Source organism: Yinghuangia soli (genome assembly GCF_021502675.1).
GTDB classification, from domain to species: domain Bacteria; phylum Actinomycetota; class Actinomycetes; order Streptomycetales; family Streptomycetaceae; genus Yinghuangia; species Yinghuangia soli.
Window position 1 is genome coordinate 70,572 of the sequence record NZ_JAKFHA010000001.1, and the last position, 17,429, is coordinate 88,000.

Below are 17,429 nucleotides of genomic sequence, written 5' to 3' on the forward strand. Positions count from 1 at the left end.
CGGTCCAGCCGCACGGCTTCACTGCAAGGCTTCACCGCAGGACGACGTCGATCCCGGCCCGCGCCGCGTCGTCCAGCAGCCGGCCGAAGACACTCGGGTCGTCGGCCGCCCAAGCCTGCCTGGCGACATCCGCGCGCGACCACACCAGCGTGAACGGCTCGCGTACGTACTCGTGGAGGCTCCCGAAGTACGGCGTCACACAGCCGCCCGGCCCGCGCACGGCCTCACCGAACGCACAGAAGAACGCCGCCGTGTCGGTCAGGTGCGTCCCGTCGAGTTCGACGACCGTCCCCCGCGGCGGCCCCGTGCAGTCCTCTTCCCGACGCCGATGGCCGGCGAAGTCCAGCCATGCCTGCCGGCCGCGGGCGTCGTACGGGATCCAAGTGCCGGACGTCTCCGGCGGCCCCGTCAGCCACGAGTCCCAGACCGGGCGCACCGCGGCCCGAGGGAGGGCGTCCCAAAGCACCCGCAGGTCGACGTCGACAAGCCCGTCCCGACGCCCGCCCCGACGCCCCTCCGGCGGCCCGTCGCCTGCCAGGCGCGTGGGCCGTGCGCCGAGTACCTCGACACCGGCACCGAAGGCGAAGGCATCGGTACCAGCCGTATCCCGGAACTCAAAATAAACCAGGCCCAGTTGCCGTCGCCGCCGACTGGTCACCCGGATCGCCGTGGCAAGCGCGCCCTGCGGTACGCAGCCGACGAGGGTGATCGTCCGCTCGGGCGGCTCGAGGTAAGGCTGCAGCCAGGCCACGTCACGGAATCCGGCGACAGCCGCCTTGCCCTCGTCGACGAAGACCTGCGGAATCCTTGACGACGACGTCACTCCCCACATCTCCGCCGGGTAGCGGCCGGAGGTCTCCTCGTAGTCGAACGTCATGTCCCGCAGCGACAGATCCCGAGCGCACGGGACGTCACCGACCAGCCGGACGTCCTCGAACCACTCCGCATCCGCGGCGGCTCCCGAACGCCCCGGATAGACGGCCATCAAGCTGTGCCGCGCGGTGTCCGAGCCCAAGGCCCGGCGTATCGCGCCCGCAGCCGAGCAACCGAGGAGCGTGACGCGCGGACGGGGATCCGGCTCGCGGTCGGGGGCGAACAGCCCGTCGATCTCGGCGCATTCGGCCAGCAGAGAGTCGTCCTCGTCCCGGGTCAGGACGATCCCGCGACCCGAGGTCACCGAAGCACCACCTCGACACCTTCCTCGCGGAGCAATGCCACGGTGTCGGTGAACCACGCGTCGCCCGGGCTGCTGCCGTGCGTGCGGGCGACCTCCGCGTCGTTCCAGACGATCGTGAACGGCGAGCGCGCACCGAAGTCGCGGGAGCAGCACTCATGCAGCCCTTGCGGGTCCTGGCCGAAGTAGCCGCCCGGGCCGTTGACCGCCTCTCCCAAGGCGCAGTACATGCCGGCCTCGTCGGTCACCTGCCGGCCGTCGAGGTCGTAGACCGCGCCCGGCGGATCGTCGACAGTCCCGATGCCGTACGCGCGGCCGCGCACGACCGCGCAGTGCAGCCAGGCACGGCGGCCCGGGGTGTCGAGCCGTTCCCAGAGGCCTGGTTCGTTCGGCGGTCCGTTCCGCCAGAGCTCCCACACCGGCCGCGCCGCGGGCGGCGGACGGAAGCCGGCGGGGGCAGTGACCACCAGGTCGACGCGGCCGCGGAAGCGTACGGACGGGCGGACCTCGGCGATGTCGAGGCCGAGCGGAATGTCCTCGACGCCGAGCCCCGCATCGTCGAAGACGCGGAGCATCACCGGGCCGAACTCCATTTCGCGGGAGGCTTCTTCGGGGTCATGGGCACCGTCGCGGGCGAGCCGTTCGGCGAAGGCGGCCAGGGCGTCGGCCAGGCGGCCTTGCGGCGTGCAGCCGACGAGCGTCAGCGGATGCACCGGGAACCACGGGCCGTCGACGCGGTACTGGACGCCGCGGCAATCGCCCGATGAGCGCCACTCCCGCCCCGGCCCGGAATCGGTCGCCAGCCCGGAGAGGACCTCGACGGACACCGCAGCTGCGGCGGACGGGAGCTCGGGCCGCGCTTGCCACAAGTCGATGCGGTACTGGAGGCCGACGTCCACACACCCGGGATGCTCGGGGCTCGGTACGACTTCGCAGACCACCGCATGGTCGAAGCCGTCGCCGCCGATGTCCTGCCCCGCCTCGTCGCGTGCGGCCAGCCAGATGCTCACTTCGCGGCCCTCGGCGAGCAACGCGTCCCAGAGATCGCGCGTCGTGCAACCGGCCAGCCAGACCCAGTCCGCGACGGGATCGTCGGGCGCGAACAGGCCTTCCACGTCAGCGCATTCGGCCAACAAGGCCTCGCCGCCTTCGTCGGTCACCTCGTAGCCCGGTCGCTCTATGGCCGCCTCCCCGTCCGATGCGCGGCCACTCTAGCCGGACCGCGGCACGCCCACCCGAAGATCATCGAGAACGGCATACCGCGCCCCCGCCCAGCGGAAACCGCGGGGACGCGGGAACGCGGGGACGCGGGGACGCGGGAGCGCGGGGACGCGGAAACGCGGAAACGCGGAAACGCGGAGCACCCCGGACCTTGTCGGTTCGGGGTGCTCCGCGTTGCGGCGGTGGTGGCCAGGGCCACGGTGTCGCCGTCGGCTCACCTCAGCTTCGGCTCAGCTCGGCTTCGGTTCGACTCGGCCTCGGCTCAACTCGGCTTCGACTCGGCCTCGGCTCGGCTTCACCTTCGATCGGCGGACAACTGCCCGCCCCGGCTCACTTGCGCTTGTTGATCTCTTCTTCCAGCTGCGGCATGACCTTGAACAGGTCGCCGACGACGCCGTAGTCGACCAGGTCGAAGATCGGCGCGTCCTCGTCCTTGTTGACGGCGACGATCGTCTTCGAGGTCTGCATGCCCGCGCGGTGCTGGATCGCGCCCGAGATGCCGGCCGCGATGTACAGCTGCGGCGAGACCTGGGTGCCGGTCTGACCGACCTGGTGGCTGTGCGGGTACCAGCCGGCGTCGACCGCGGCGCGGGAGGCGCCGACGGCCGCACCGAGGGCGTCCGCGACGCGCTCGATGACCACGAAGTTCTCGGCGCCGTTCACGCCGCGGCCGCCGGAGACGACGATGTCGGCCTCGGTCAGCTCGGGGCGGTCCGACTTCTCGCGCGCCGCGGTGGCGACGATCTTGGTGCCGGTGGCGGCGGCCGAGAAGGTCACCGACACGGCCTCGACCGCGGGGGTGGCCGGGGCCTCCTCCGGGGTGGCGGCGTTGGGCTTGACCGTGATGATCGGGGTGCCCTTGGTGACGTGCGCGCGGACCTGGTAGGTCGCGGCGAAGACCGACTGCTCGGTCTCCGGGCCATTCTCGCCGGCCACCACGTCGACCGCGTCGGTGATGAGGCCGGAGCCCAGGCGCACCGCGACGCGGGCGCCGATCTCGCGGCCGTCGGCGGACGACGGCACCAGGATGGCGGCGGGGCTCGCCGATTCGGCGATCTGCGCGAGGGCGTCGGCCTTCGGGACGACGAGGTAGTCGTCGACCTCGGCGGCGTCCACGACGTAGACCTTCTGGGCGCCGTAGCGGCCCAGCGTCTCGGTGGCGGCGTCGGCGCCCTTGCCCAGGAAGACCGCGGACGGCTCGCCGATCCGGCGGGCCAGGGTCAGCAGCTCCAGGGTCGGCTTGCGTACTGCTCCGTCGACGTGGTCGACGAGAACGAGGATCTCACCCATTGAATGTCTCCTTGTCCGGTGTAGCCCGGAAGATCAGAAATAGGTCCGGTGCTGCCCGACTCAGATGAACTTCTTCGCGGCGAGGAACGCGGCCAGCTGCACGCCGCCCTCTCCCTCGTCCGTCACGACCTCGCCCTTGGTGCGCGCCGGGCGCGCGGTGGCGGCGTCGACCGTCGACCACGAGGCGGACAGGCCGACCTCGTCGGAGTCGATCTCCAGGTCGTCCAGGTCCAGCTCTTCGACCGGCTTCTTCTTGGCGGCCATGATGCCCTTGAAGGACGGGAAGCGGGCCTCGCCGGTGCGGTCGGTGACCGAGATGACGGCGGGCAGGCTCGCCTCGACCGTCTCGGACGCGACGTCGCCCTCGCGGCGGCCCTTGACCACGCCGCCCTCGACCGAGACCTCGTCGAGGTAGGTGACCTGCGGGACGCCCAGGCGCTCGGCGATCATCGCGGGCAGGACGCCCATCGCGCCGTCGGTGGAGGCCATGCCGCAGACCACGAGGTCGAAGCCGGCCTTCTCGATGGCCTTGGCCAGGATCAGCGAGGTGCCGAGGGCGTCGCTGCCCTGGATGTCGTCGTCGCTGACGTGGATCGCCTTGTCGCCGCCCATCGCGAGGGCCTTGCGCAGGGCTTCCCGGGCGTCGTCCGGGCCGACGGTCAGGTAGGTGATCTCGGCTTCGACGCCGGACTCGACGATCTGGAGCGCCTGCTCGATCGCGTACTCGTCGAGTTCGGAGAGGAGGGAGTCGACCGACTCGCGGTCGGTGGTGCCGTCCTCGTTGAACCCGCGGTCCGCGGTGGCGTCGGGCACGTACTTCACGCAGACAACGATTTTCACAACAGTTCTCCTGTGGTCGTCCGGTCACCCAGGTGCCGGTCCGAGGGTGTCATGCCCGTCCGAAGACGCCGCTATGGCCCCACCCGCGGCTGCTCGCGATGCTCGCCGCCGGGGTGTTCGATCACTCCGGCATCATTGCATCCGCGCAGGTGTGACCATGTACGACCTCCTGCGAAGGCATGACGGCTCCGGCCCCTTCGATCCTGTGATGTCGGCACTGTCCCCTTCCGGCCGCGCACGCGCGAGCGAAAGGTTCCGGCACTTCCATCATGTGACGGTCCGTCAACTTCTAGTCGAGAGTACGCGCCCCCGGAAGGGAACCTGACCACCGCCCCGCCGAGTGGGCGAAAGATGGGGGTTCCTCCCGGCACCCTGACGGGCCTCCGACTACTTGTTACTGGACAGTAACACCGAAGCCTGGGCCTTGTCACCGGTGCGCGGGCCCGACGAGCGCACGACCACCGGGGCGCCCAGTGCGTCGGCGATCACATTCGGCCAGGCGCGCGGCTCGACCGTGGTGGACCAGTCCTCCGCACGGTGCGGGCAGCCGTCGTCCGGCCAGTACCTCTGTGCCCCGCGCTGCACCTGGTACACCGGCTCGGCCCGCATCAGGCGCGCGGTCAGCTCGGCCCGCCCGGCCAGGTCCTCGCGCGGGCCGACCGGCAGCCGGTCGATGCGCTCGCCGTCCACCCGGTACGCGTGGCACACCCCCAGCGGAACCTGCCAGGGCGCGTCCAGATGGGTGACGGCGAGCGCGTCCACGCCGCCGCACACCTCGACCGCGTACCGGTACGCGACCGCGTCGAAGTGGCCGACCCGGAACGCCCCCTGCCACGGTCCGGTGCCGTTGTACCGGTCCGGCAGCGCGGCGGTGAGCCGGGGCTCCTCGGTGACCAGCGGTCCCGGCCCGTGCCGTGGCGTGAAGGTACGCACGACGCCGAGGCGCAGCGCGCTCTCGCCCGCGTCGGCGAGGAGTTCGTCCACGTTTGCGAAGGTCGTCGTGGACCACGTCGTGTAGGGGTGGAAGCCGTACCACTCGTCGAGCAGCACGCCCTGGGCGCCTTCGAAGACGACGCGGCCGCGGCGCAGCAGCTTGGTGGTGTGGGTGCGGTCCACGATCCGGGCGGTTTGCGCGAAGCCGCGAAAGGCGGTCACGCAGTCGTCGACGTCGGGGACCAGGGGCAGCGGCCCGAGTTCGTCGGCGAGCCGGTCGTGCAGTGCGGTCAGCAGCCGGCGCAGCCGCGGCGGGTCCTGGCAGTCGCCGACGCGCGGCGCGTCCTCGGGGTGGGCGAGGGCGTACGCGGCGGTCTCCCCCACGCCCATGCCGCACGAGCCGTGCCGGGCGTCGCCGCGGGCGCGCTCGCGGGCCTGGTTGGCGGCCGCGTGGTACGGCGTGACCAGCAGCGCCTCGCGGTCGATGCTGAGCCAGGCGAACGCGCCGGTCGCGCCGAGTGCGGTGAGGTGGTCGGCCTCGGCGGCGAGCGCGAGGGGGTCGACCAGCATGAAGCGCGACAGATGCGTCTCGACGCCGTGCGTGAACATGCCGGAGCCGAACTGGGCGAAGGTGTGGTGCCGTCCGTCGTCGGTCACCACGTTGTGCGCGGCCTGCGGACCGCCGTTGAAGCGCACGACGGTGCTCACCGGGATGCCGTTGCCGGTGGCGCGCCCGCGGCGGCACAGGTAGTCGACGATCGTGCCCTTGCCGGCGTCGCCGTAGCCGAGGTCCACGACCGCGACGTGCTCGTGGCGCAGCGCGTCGCGGCGCCCCCCGCTGTAGGGAGTCCCAGCGGTGGAGGGCAGCCGGTACGAAGGCGGCCCTTCCTCCAGGGGAGCCGGATGGGCCGGGACGGACGGCACCGCCCGGCCCGGACGGGCGGTGCCCGGCATGGTCAGGCCCGGCAAGGCCAGGCCGGGTACGGCCAGGCTCGACAAGGCCGGGCCGGGTACGGCCGCGCCCGCGGCATCCGGCCCTGCGGCAACCAGCCCCGCGGCATCCGGCCCCGAGGCGGCCGGGCCCCCCGGTCCGGCCGCCTCGCCTCCCCCGGCCCCCACCCCGGCCGCCGCCGCGCCCCCGAGCCCCGCGGGCGGCGGCAGCGGCCGGTGTGTCCGGCTCCGGTCCGGGTCCAGATCCCGGTCCGGGGCCGGCGTCGCGTGGTCCCCGCGGTCCGCGTCGTCCGTATGGCCCGCGCGCTCGGCGTCGTCCATCCGGTCCGCGCGATCCGCGTGGTTCCCGTCTCCCGGCGGCTGGTTCGTGCTCACAGCCGGGTGGTGCCGGCCGCCGGCCCGCTCTCGCCGGCGTCCAGGCCGGGGAGGGTGCCGCTGACCGCGAGTGCGCCGGCGCGGCCCTCGGCGTACGAGGCGAGCGCGCGCGAGACCGACCCGACCTGGGAGTCGGCGGCGCCGACGTCCTTGAGGTGGCCGAGGCCTTCGTCGAGGTCGATGGCGTCCTCGGCGAGGCCGATGGTGAGCGCGATGGTCTCGCAGACCGCGTCCAGGTCGTCGAGTTCGATGACGTTCTGGCGCAGCAGGCCGCGCCACCGGCCGAGGACTTCGGTGTCGCCGACGTACGACGACCCGGCCGGGAGGATGTAGTACACCTCGAACTTGCGCTGGAGTTCGGCGACGATCGCCTCGATCGGGATGTCCTCGCCGATGGTGTCGCCGACGACCGCCTCGACCTCGCGGCGCTTGACCCGGCCGTACGGCATCTCGTCGCCGATCAGGAACAGGTAGCCGCGCTTGCCGCGCTTGTCGAGGCAGTCCATCTCGGTGTGCCGGGCCATGAAGTACATGGCCAGTTCGTACGATTCGGTCTTCTGCCCGCCGCCCCCGCCTTCGAGCAGGATGTTGCCGAGCTGGTCGTCCATGCGGTTGTCGGACTCGAACTGCCCGACCTGCAGCGGCACCTGGTCGCAGGTGGCGTCGCCGATCGCGCCGAAGAGGATCTGCGGGTGGTCGACGTAGCCCTTGCGCAGCAGCAGGCCGAAGAGTTCGGGCAGCTTGGTCTGCAGGGTGACCGGCACCGACTGCATGGAGCCGGTGACGTCGAACAGCACGGATATGGCGAGCGAGGTCGGGTGCTCGTCGCTGTCCCGGCTCTCCCGCGCCCCGACGCCGCGCGGGTCGAGGTCGGCGTGCGCCTTCCAGGCGCTGCGCGGTACGGACCGGTGCGTGCGGTCGCTGTAGTCGAAGGCGCTGCGGCCGGCGCGCGCGTTGTAGCTCTGGGCCGCGTCGTACACGTTGGTGGACCAGTTGCCGCTTCCCATGGTGTCCCTCCGAGAAGGTGAACGGTTCGTGTGCCGGTGAGGCGGCGCCGCGCCCGCGGAGCGGGGCAGGTGCGCCGAGCGGGCCTGGTGCGCCCGTCAGGTGGTGCTCTTGCGCCGCCCCGGCATGGTGAACGGGCGGAACCGCCGCGGTCCGTAGAGCCGTCCGAGCAGGTCGTCCAGTTCGCCGAGCAGCTGCCAGGCGTCGTGCGGCCGGCGGGCCTGCGCGGGCAGCGTGCAGCCGCGGGCGAAGCGGAAGAGCGGCTTGGGGGCGTCCGGGCCGAGCAGGTACGTCATGCAGCGGGTCGCCATGAAGATGTCGGTCGAGGCGTCCGGCGTGGCCTTGCCGGGCACTTCGGGCGGATACAGGTCGGCGAAGCGGTCGAGCAGTGCCGGCACGTGCTCGGCGGCCGGGCCGAACTCCCCGTCGGCGCCGCGCTCGCGCAGCGTGGCGTAACACCAGTCGACGAGCACCAGGCCGTGCTTCTGCGGGTGGATGAGGACGTGGTCGGGCACCACGGCGCCGTGCACCACGCCGGCGCGGTGCGCATAGCCGAGTGCGACCAGGAGCCGGCGCCACATCCAGGCGACGTCGCGGGCGTCGAGCCCGTCCGGGTACGCCTCGCGCACCTCGGTGAGCGAGACGAACCCGCGCACGCGCTCCACTACGTTGGCGCGGCGCTCGGTCCCGGTGGCCGCGTCGCGGTGCCGGAACGCCTCGATGAGGCGCGGCACGTACGCCGCGTACTCGGGGTCGCCGTCGCGCTCTATCCGGGCCAGCGCGGCGGCCTCGCGCTCCATCAGGTCGTTGTCGGCGACCGAGCGCGGCATCTTGAGCAGGGCGCGCGCCTCGGTGCCGTCCCGGTCGGCGTAGGTCACCTTGTAGAGCGAAGCGATGTCGCCGCGGGCGCGTTCGACGCCCACCGAGTAGGCGCGTTTGCGGGTGGTGATGACGACCTGGCGGCCGGTCACTCCGGTGATGGTCTGCTGGTAGCGCAGCCACAGTTCGGACAGCCGGGTGAACACCGCCTGGGCGGGGCCTTTGCGGGCGTCCGGCACGGTGTCGGGGTGCAGCAGTCTCGCGAGGGCGCGGTACATGCGCCCGCCGGAGCGCAGGCAGGCCTCCGGGGTGCCGTCGTAAGGCCCGAACAGGTCTTCGGGAGCGGTGGCTCCGCCGACCAGGTCGAGGGCCTCCTCCAGGGTCCGCGGGATCGCAGGAGTGGTGGTTCCGGGAATGCCTGTCACAACGTCTCCTCCCGTGACGGACGCAGCAGTGCCGGGTGCAGCAGACGCGCGCCGCCGGCCCGGTAGAGCCGGGCGCGCCTGCCGCCGCGGGCACCGCCGCGGGCGGTGGTGGTGTCGGTGTCCTCGAGGAACCCGGGGACGGACAGCACCTTGCGGTGGAAGTTTCCGGCGTGCAGGGGCTCGCCCCACACCGCCTCGTAGACCTCGCGCAGTTCCGTGACGGTGAACTCCGGTCCGGCGAACGCCGTGGCCAGCGAGGTGTATTCGAGCTTGGCCCGGGCGCGTTCCAGGCCGTCGGCGAGGATGCGCGCGTGGTCGAAGGCGAGGCCTTCGGGGTCGCGCCCGGGGTCCAGTTCGGCGACCGGGACCCAGTGCGCGGCGGCGGCGTCGCCGCCGGCCGTCGCCTCGGGCAGGTCGGGGGCGAACGCCAGGTAGGCGACCGACACGACGCGCATGCGCGGGTCGCGGCCGGGCGTTCCGTAGGTGCCCAGCTGCTCCAGGTGCAGTCGGGAGAGCAGCGGGGCCGCGGCGAGGGCGCCGGACTCGCCGCCCCCGTGCGCGGCGAGTCCGGTCTCCTCGGCCAGTTCGCGGACCGCGGCCTGGTCGAGGTCTTCGTTCTCGGCCGCGCGGACGAATCCGCCGGGGAGGGCGCGGCGGCCCTCGTACGGCATCGCGCCGCGGCGGATGGTGAGGACGTGCAGCGCCTTGGCGCCGCTGTCCGGGAGTCTGCGGATGGTCAGCGCGACGACGTCGACGGTGACCGCGATCGGCGTGAACGCGGTCGGGTCGTAGGCCGCCAGCCAGGCGCTTTCGCTCTCGCTGTCCGGTGGTCCGACCGTCGTCATGTGCGCCTGCCTCAAGGTCCGGTGCCGGCCCCGCACAGGGGTCGGCCTGGTTATTCTCGACTTGAGAATTTCTACTGCTGAGAACAACTTACACGGCGCATCCGACGGCGGCGACAGGGTTTTCCCTCATCCGGGAGCGCCTCGGTGGCCCATCCGGCGCCCACCGGGAGCGCACGGGTGGCCAAAGGGGCGCGCGTGCACCGCAGTCGGCGGCTTCTGATAGTCAGGAGCCTCCCCGGACCCACGGACACCACGTGTCCGCCCCGGGGCCACCCTGCCGTGCCACCCATCGCTCCCGAGGACTCCCGCATGACCTCATCCGGCCCGCAGTTCGGCGGCCTGCCGATCGTCGGCTTCCCACCACGCGGGAAGCGGACGTACCGCGACCACTTGTCGGTGGACGCCGACCCCGAAGCGCTGCCCGCGGCCGGCGCAGTGGCGTGGAAGCTGCACGTGCTCGACAAGTACGCCGCCACCGAGCACGAGCAATTCCCGGACTACTTCGCGCGCTTCCTCGACACCGTCGACACCGCCCGGGTCACCGCGCTGTCGATCGGAACCTGGGGCCATGACGACGGCACGTCCGCAGAGACCGTGGTCACGCTGCTGTGCGCCGCCGCCGACCGGTTCCCGCGCCTCACCCACCTGTTCTTCGGCGACATCGTGTCCGAGGAGCAGGAGATCTCCTGGATCCGGCTCGCCGACCTCACCCCGCTGCTCAACCGCTTCACGCGCCTGGAGGAACTGGCCGTGCGCGGCGGCGGCGCGCGGCTCGGCCCGGTCCGCCACGAGCGCCTGCGCCGGCTCCGCTTCGAGAGCGGCGGGCTTCCCGGCGACGTCGTCCGCGGCATCGGCCTCGGCGAGTACCCGGCCCTGGAACACCTCGAACTGTGGCTGGGCGTCGACGAGTACGGCGGCGACGCCACCGTCGACGACCTCGCCGGGATCCTGGCCGGCACCGGCCTGCCCGCCCTGCGGCACCTGGGCCTGATGAACAGCATCATCCAGGACGAGATCGCCGAGGCCATCGCGGGCGCCGCGGTCACCGCCCGCCTGGACGTCCTCGACCTGTCCATGGGCGTGCTCGGCGACCAGGGCGCCGAGGCACTGCTCACCGGCCAACCGCTCGGCCACCTCACGAAGTTGTGGATCCACCACCACTTCATCGGCGAGCGGATGGCCGAGCGCCTCAAGGCGTCCCTCGGCAGCTCGGGTGTCGTGGTCGACATGTCCGAGGCCGAAGAGCCCTGGGACGACGACGAGGACGAGGACGGCCGCTACGTGGAGGTGTCGGAGTGATCTTCGAGAACGAGCATCTGACGCACTTCGCCGGCCTACCCGTCGCCGACCTGCGCCCGCCCGGCTCGGCGGACATCTCCCTGGAGCCCGGCAGCCCGCTCGACGAGCGGCGCTACCGTCCCGCGGGAGAACGGGCGTACGGCATCGCCCCGGGCGAGTACGCCCCGGACGCGGTCGCCTGGCGGCTGCGCAAGCGCTACTGGGGCGACGGCGACCCCGACATCGAGGAGCTCTTCGCCTACTTCCTCGACAGCGTGGACACCACCCGGGTCACCGCACTGGTGCTCGGGCTCTGGGACGACGACGCTTCGGACGGCAACCCGCTCATCGACCGCCTGGCCGCCGCCGCGGACCGCTTCCCCGCGCTGCGCCACATCTTCGCCGGGGACGTGGTCAGCGAGGAGTCCGAGATCTCCTGGACCGCGCTCGGCCCGCTCACCCCGCTGCTGGAGGCCTTCCCGCTGCTGGAGACCCTGGGCGGGCGCGGTGTCGAGACGAGCGACGACGTCGCAGCGCTGACCCCGGTCCGGCATGCCCATCTGCGTCGGCTCGCGCTGCAGAGCGGCGGCCTGTCCGGTCGCGTGGTCCAGGCCGTCGCGCTGAGCGAACTCCCGGCGCTGGAAGAGCTCGACCTCATGCTCGGCGTGCCCAACTACGGCGGCGACGCCACCATCGACGACCTCGCCGACATCCTGGGCGGCGCGCGCCTGCCCGCGCTGCGGCACCTGGGACTGCTCAACAGCGAGTTCCAGGACGACATCGCGGCCGCTGTCGCGGGTGCGCCGGTCACCGAGCGCCTGACGTCCCTGGACCTGTCCATGGGCACCTTGGGCGACGAAGGCGTGGAGGCACTGCTGGCGGGCCAGCCCCTCGGCCACCTCCACAAGGTGACCATCCGCCACCACTTCGTCGGCAGGGCCATGACCGACCGGCTCCGGGCGGCTCTCAAGGGTTCCGGCACCGAACTGGACATGTCCGTCCCGGAAATCGGCCATGCCTGGGCCGACAACGCCCGCTACGTGGAGGTAGCCGAATGAGCCGCATACACGACCACCTGACGCACTTCGGCGGACTCCCGGTCGCCGACCTGCGCCCGCCCGGCTCCACCGAGACCTCGGCCGTGCCCGGCGAGCCGGCCCACGATGGCTACGCGGAGGAAGGCAAGGAGAACCAGTACGGCATCGCCCCCGGCGAATACCCGGCCGAAGCCGTCGCCTGGCGGCTCCGCTACCGCCACTGGGAGGACGACCCGGAACTCGAGGAGCTGTACGACTACTTCCTCGAATCCGTGGACACTACCAAGGTCACCGCGCTGGTCATCGGCGCCTGGACCGAGGACATGTCCGACCCCAACCCGCTGCACGCGCGCCTGGCCGCCGACGCGGACCGCTTCCCCGCGCTGCGCCACCTGTTCCTCGGCGACATCGTCAGCGAGGAGTCCGAGATCTCCTGGATCGACATGGGCGCCCTCACTCCGCTGCTGGCGGCCTTCCCGCTCCTGGAGGAGTTGAGCGCCCGCGGCGGAACGGAACCCGAGCCCAACGAAGGCGAAGGCGAAGGCGGGGAGGACGAAGACGGGGACACCGCCCGAGCCCTGGTCCCGTTCCGGCACGAGCACCTGCGCAGTCTGGCCTTCGAGAGCGGCGGCCTGCCCGCGCACATCGTCCGGGCCGTCGGGCGCAGCGACCTGCCCGCGCTCGAACGCCTCGACATCATGATGGGCGTCGACGAGTACGGCGGCGACACCACCGTCGACGACCTCACCGAGATCCTGGCCGGCACCCGCCTGCCGTCCCTGCGGCACCTGGGCCTGCTGAACAGCGAGCAGCAGGACGAGATCGCCGCCGCGGTGGCGGGCGCGGCGGTCACCGCCCGTCTGGAGTCCCTCGACCTGTCCATGGGCACGCTCTCGGACGAGGGCGCCGAGGCGTTGCTGGCCGGGCAGCCGCTCGGGCACCTCAAGACGCTGAAGGTCGACCACCACTTCCTGAGCGAGCCGATGGCCGACCGCATCAAGGCGGCCTTGCAGCCGGCCGGGGTCGACGTCGTCCTGTCCGATCCGGAAGTCCGCCGGGACTGGGGCGGCGACGGCCGGTACGTGGCGGTGGCGGAATGACCGTCGAGGACCACGCGACAGAGTTCGCGGGGCTGCCCGTGGTGGAGGCCGCGGTCACCGCCGACGGCACCGTCTCCATCCCGCAGGTGGCCGACCCCTCGGCGGTGGCCTGGCGGCTGCGCCTCGAGGACTTCTGGGACTACACCGGAATCGACGGGACGGAGAAGGCGTACGCCGACCTGTTCGCGACCCTGCTCGACACGGTCGGCGCCGGCGACATCACCGCGCTGATCATGGGCTGCTGGGGCTACGTCTCCGAGCAGGAGGCCACCGGCCCGCGCGGCCCGATCGGCCTGGTGCACGGCGCGCGGGACCGGCTGACCAACCTGCGGGCGCTGTTCCTCGGCGACATCGTGCGCGAGGAATCCGACATCGCGTACATCCAGCAGGGCGACCTCGGCGACCTGATCGAGGCGTACCCGGGCCTGGAAGAGCTGACCGTACGTGGCGCAGAGGGGCTGGTCTTCCCCGCCCGCACACACCCGAACCTGCGTTCGCTGCGGCTGCAGAGCGGCGGCATGCCGAGCGAGGTCGTCCGGGCGGTCGCGGCCGGCTCGTTCCCGGAACTGCGCGAACTGGAGATCTGGTTCGGCCTGGCGGCGTACGGCGGCACGGCGCGGATCGCCGACCTGGCCCCGATCCTGGCCGGCACCGCGCTGCCGAAGCTGAGCCGCCTGGGGCTCATGGACAGCCCGGCCCAGGACGAGATCGCCTCCGCCGTCGCGTCCGCCCCCGTCGTCGCGCAGCTGCGCGAACTGGACCTGTCGATGGGCACGTTGGGCGACGAAGGCGCGGAGGCGCTGCTCGCCGGGCAGCCGCTCACGCATCTCGCGCGGCTCACTCTGCGCCACCACTTCGTCGGCAAGCCTTTGCAGTACCGCCTGCGGGAGACCCTGGAGCCGGCCGGGGTACACGTCGACCTGTCCGACGCCTTTTGGCGACCGGGGCTCCAGGGCCGTTTCGTGGAGGTGTCGGAGTAGCCATGTCCTTCGTCGACCATCTGGAGGAGTTCGCCGACCGGCCCGTCGTCCCGGTGCCCCTCCCCTCCGAGCTCTGGCCGGTGCCGGAAGGGCCGCACGCGTGGCGCGTGGAGGCCCCGTACGAGGGCGACTTCTCGTGGGCCGAGATGTTCGCCCGGCTCCTCGGCCACGTCGATCCGGCGGGCATCGAGGCGCTCGTCGTCGGCGACTGGGGGGTGAGCGAGGGGGTCGAGTCGGGCGATGTCGTGGCGGCCCTGGTCGAGGCCGCCGATCGGCTCACCGGGCTGCGCGCGCTGTTCCTCGGGGACCTCATCTACGAGGAGTGCGAGCTGGCCTGGATCGAGCACGACGACATCGGCGCGCTGCTCACCGCCTACCCGCGCCTGGAGGAACTGGTCGTCCGGGGCTCGGGGGTGACGTTCGCGCCGACCCGGCACGAGCACCTGCGCTCGTTCACCGTCGAGGCCTGCGACCTGCGCGCGACCCTCATCGAGGCGTTGGGGGCGGGGTCGTACCCGGCCCTGGAGGTCCTGGACCTGTGGATCGGGGCCGCCTACCTGCCGGCCTCGACCGAGGCGCTCTTCGACGGGACGAGCGTTCCGGCGCTGCGCCACCTGGGTCTGCTCAACTGCGCGGCCGCGGACACCGTGGCCGCGCAGCTGTCCACGGCACCGCTGGTCGCGCAGTTGCGCAGCCTCGACCTGTCGATGGGCACGCTGGGCGACGAGGGCGCGGAGGCGCTGCTGCTCGGGCAGCCGCTCACCCACCTCAAGCTGCGGGCGAACCACCACTTCGTGAGCGAGGAGCTCGTCGAGCGGCTCACGGCCGCGACGGACGTGTGCAACTTCGCCGACCGGCAGAAGGAGTCGCACTCGGGCGGCCGCTACATCGAGGTGAGCGAGTGACGTGCGGCCCGCTTCGGGCGCCGGCCAGCCCGGTCCCTGCGCCGGCCGGCCTGGTTCTTTCACCGGCGGGCCCGATTCCTGGATCGGCATGCCCGGTTCCTGGGTCGGCGGGCTCGCTGCCCGCCCGTCGGACCGGCATGCCAGGGTGAGCGGATGAAGATCACGGTGGTCGGGAATCCGGGGCACCGCCGCATCGCCGGATTCGCCGCCGCCGCGCTCGCCGCGGGCCTGCCCGAGCCGCGCGTGGTGCCCTGGGCGGACGTGCTGCGCGGTGCTGCCCTCGACTTCGCCCCCGGACCGGTGCGCATCGACTCGCCCGGCGAGGACCCGGCCGTGCACGCGCTGCTCGGCGGGCCCGCGGACCCGCACCGGGTCGAGGGCGGCGCAGTACGCCATGCCGCGCTGCTGGCCGGCCTCGGCCGGGTCCGGGACGCGGCCGCGGCGGTGCCGGGCGGGGCGTGGCTCACCCACGACCCGGACGACGTCGCGGTGCTGTTCGACAAGCCGCGCGCCCACGCGCGGCTGCGCGCGGCCGGGGTCGAGGTGCCGCGCGGGCTGGGCCCGGACGGTTCCGGGGTCCCGGTCGGCTCGTACGCGGAGCTGCGCGAGCTGATGCACGAGGCTCGCTGCCCGCGGGTGTTCGTCAAGCCCGCGCACGGCTCCTCGGCGTCCGGGGTGGTCGCGCTGGAGACGGCCGGGCCGCGGGTGCAGGCCACCACGTCGGCGGAACTTGTGCGTACCGCGGAGGGCGTGCAGCTGTTCAACTCGCTGCGGATCCGCAAGTACCGGGACGCGGCCGACGTCGCGGCCCTGGTCGACGCTCTGTGCGCGGACGGCGGTCCGGGCGGCGTGCACGTCGAGGCGTGGCTGCCCAAGCTGACCCTCGGCGGCCTCGCCGTCGACCTCCGCGTGCTGGTCGTGGCCGGGCGGGCGACGCACGTCGTGGCCCGCGGCAGCCGGTCGCCGATGACCAACCTGCATCTGGGCAACGCGCGTGCGGACGCGGACGCGGTACGGGCGGCCGTGGGCGACACGGTCTGGGACCAGGCAATGACGACGTGTGTCCGCGCGGCCGGGTGTTTTCCCCGTACGCTGCACGTCGGTGTCGATCTGCTCTTCGCGGTGGACCGGCGCCGCCACGCCGTCGGCGAGGTCAACGCGTTCGGCGACCTGCTTCCGGGCGTGGCACACCGGGGGCGTGACACGTGGGGGGAACAGGTGCGCGCCCTGGTGGAAGGATGGCGCCCGCACGGACCGGTACGTCCGGCGGGACAGGCTGCATCAGCTGCACCAGACGAGGACCCACTGCCGTGCCCGACATGACCAGACCCCTCCCGCCGAACCACGGGGACAACGGCGAGGAACCCGCCGGCGTGCGCGACATGAACGCCGTCGTGGGCCACCACGACCTGCTCATGATCACGCTGGACACACTGCGCTACGACGTCGCGGTCGAACTGGCCGCCGCCGGACGCCTGCCCAACCTGGCGCGCGTACTGCCCGACGGCCGCTGGGAGGCCCGGCACACGCCGGGCAGCTTCACGTACGCCGCGCACACCGCATTCCTGGCCGGCTTCCTGCCCACGCCGCTGGGCCAGGGGCCGCACCCGCGGCTGTTCGCCGCCCGCTTCGGCGGCAGCGAGTCGACCGCGCCGCACACCTGGGTGTTCGAGGAGCCGGACCTGCCGGCCGGGCTGGCCCGGGCCGGGTACCACACCGCGTGTATCGGCGGCGTGGGCTTCTTCAACAAGCAGGGCGCGCTGGGCTCGGTGCTGCCCGGGCTGTTCGCGGAGAGCCACTGGGACCCGGAGCTGGGCGTCACCTCGCCGATCTCCTTCGAGGCGCAGGTCGCCCGCGCGGAGCGGGTGGTCGGCGCGCTGGACACCGACCAGCGGCTGTTCCTGCTGGTGAACGTGTCCGCGCTGCACCAGCCGAACTGGTTCCACACGCCCGGCGCGACGGCCGCGGACGGCGACACCCGCGCGACGCACGCCGCCGCGCTGGAGTACGTCGACCGGCACATCGGCCGCCTGTTCCGGGCGATGAGCAGCCGGCGCCCGTGCTTCACCATCGTGACGTCCGACCACGGGACGGCGTACGGCGAGGGCGGCTACACGGGGCACCGCATCGGCCACGAGGTCGTGTGGACGGTCCCGTACGCGGAGTTCACGCTGAACCCGGGCGAATGGTGATCTTTCGCCGGCAGAAACTCGGCCGGGGAAAATAGCGGCCGTCCAAGCACAGCACATCG

15 protein-coding genes are annotated in these 17,429 nt (G+C 72.6%); 7 read left to right on the forward strand and 8 right to left on the reverse strand.

Going from position 1 to position 17,429, the window contains the following annotated elements:
* Positions 1-31 precede the first annotated feature (31 nt).
* From LZ495_RS00330 to LZ495_RS00365, 8 genes are all read right to left on the reverse strand, one after another.
* Entirely contained in the window at positions 32-1,177 is a 1,146-nt protein-coding gene (locus tag LZ495_RS00330; protein ID WP_235049706.1) for a barstar family protein, read from the reverse strand.
* Positions 1,174-2,334 carry a barstar family protein gene (locus tag LZ495_RS44595; protein ID WP_235049707.1) on the reverse strand — a complete coding sequence of 387 codons (1,161 nt, stop codon included), beginning with the start codon at positions 2,332-2,334 and terminating at the stop codon, positions 1,174-1,176. Before LZ495_RS44595 ends, LZ495_RS00330 begins: the two co-directional genes overlap by 4 nt.
* Positions 2,335-2,725: 391 nt before the next feature.
* Complete coding sequence (locus tag LZ495_RS00340; RefSeq protein ID WP_235049708.1) at positions 2,726-3,685, reverse strand: electron transfer flavoprotein subunit alpha/FixB family protein; 960 nt, start codon at positions 3,683-3,685, stop codon at positions 2,726-2,728.
* Between the two features lie 60 nt (positions 3,686-3,745).
* On the reverse strand, positions 3,746-4,507 hold the full coding sequence (locus LZ495_RS00345) for an electron transfer flavoprotein subunit beta/FixA family protein (protein ID WP_235049709.1): 762 nt from the start codon (positions 4,505-4,507) through the stop codon (positions 3,746-3,748).
* A 405-nt stretch (positions 4,508-4,912) separates the two neighbouring features.
* The gene (locus LZ495_RS00350) at positions 4,913-6,784 is read right to left on the reverse strand and encodes an adenylosuccinate synthetase (RefSeq protein WP_235049710.1); all 1,872 of its coding nucleotides are present in this window, start codon (positions 6,782-6,784) and stop codon (positions 4,913-4,915) included.
* The gene (locus LZ495_RS00355) at positions 6,781-7,791 is read right to left on the reverse strand and encodes a hypothetical protein (protein ID WP_235049711.1); all 1,011 of its coding nucleotides are present in this window, start codon (positions 7,789-7,791) and stop codon (positions 6,781-6,783) included. The genes LZ495_RS00350 and LZ495_RS00355 overlap by 4 nt, the downstream gene beginning before the upstream one ends.
* Before the next feature lie 96 nt (positions 7,792-7,887).
* The gene (locus LZ495_RS00360; protein WP_235049712.1) at positions 7,888-9,033 is read right to left on the reverse strand and encodes an RIO2 family protein; all 1,146 of its coding nucleotides are present in this window, start codon (positions 9,031-9,033) and stop codon (positions 7,888-7,890) included.
* Positions 9,030-9,878 (reverse strand): NUDIX hydrolase, encoded by an 849-nt coding sequence (locus LZ495_RS00365; protein WP_235049713.1) that lies wholly within the window; start codon positions 9,876-9,878, stop codon positions 9,030-9,032. Before LZ495_RS00365 ends, LZ495_RS00360 begins: the two co-directional genes overlap by 4 nt.
* Positions 9,879-10,187: 309 nt before the next feature.
* Here LZ495_RS00365 and LZ495_RS00370 point away from each other — a divergent pair, with 309 nt between their 5' ends.
* The 7 genes from LZ495_RS00370 to LZ495_RS00400 all read left to right on the forward strand — a co-directional run bounded on the left by LZ495_RS00370 (position 10,188) and on the right by LZ495_RS00400 (position 17,370).
* The gene (locus LZ495_RS00370; protein ID WP_235049714.1) at positions 10,188-11,177 is read left to right on the forward strand and encodes an STM4015 family protein; all 990 of its coding nucleotides are present in this window, start codon (positions 10,188-10,190) and stop codon (positions 11,175-11,177) included.
* The gene (locus LZ495_RS00375; RefSeq protein ID WP_235049715.1) at positions 11,174-12,214 is read left to right on the forward strand and encodes an STM4015 family protein; all 1,041 of its coding nucleotides are present in this window, start codon (positions 11,174-11,176) and stop codon (positions 12,212-12,214) included. Before LZ495_RS00370 ends, LZ495_RS00375 begins: the two co-directional genes overlap by 4 nt.
* Positions 12,211-13,293, forward strand: coding sequence for an STM4015 family protein (locus tag LZ495_RS00380; RefSeq protein WP_235049716.1), 1,083 nt, complete (start codon positions 12,211-12,213; stop codon positions 13,291-13,293). The genes LZ495_RS00375 and LZ495_RS00380 overlap by 4 nt, the downstream gene beginning before the upstream one ends.
* Entirely contained in the window at positions 13,290-14,273 is a 984-nt protein-coding gene (locus LZ495_RS00385) for an STM4015 family protein (protein WP_235049717.1), read from the forward strand. Before LZ495_RS00380 ends, LZ495_RS00385 begins: the two co-directional genes overlap by 4 nt.
* Positions 14,274-14,275: 2 nt before the next feature.
* Complete coding sequence (locus tag LZ495_RS00390; protein ID WP_235049718.1) at positions 14,276-15,178, forward strand: leucine-rich repeat domain-containing protein; 903 nt, start codon at positions 14,276-14,278, stop codon at positions 15,176-15,178.
* A 153-nt stretch (positions 15,179-15,331) separates the two neighbouring features.
* The gene (locus LZ495_RS00395) at positions 15,332-16,501 is read left to right on the forward strand and encodes an STM4014 family protein (protein ID WP_235049719.1); all 1,170 of its coding nucleotides are present in this window, start codon (positions 15,332-15,334) and stop codon (positions 16,499-16,501) included.
* Between the two features lie 59 nt (positions 16,502-16,560).
* Positions 16,561-17,370: an STM4013/SEN3800 family hydrolase gene (locus tag LZ495_RS00400; RefSeq protein ID WP_235050443.1), complete on the forward strand. Its 810-nt coding sequence runs from the start codon at positions 16,561-16,563 to the stop codon at positions 17,368-17,370.
* Positions 17,371-17,429: the final 59 nt, after the last annotated feature.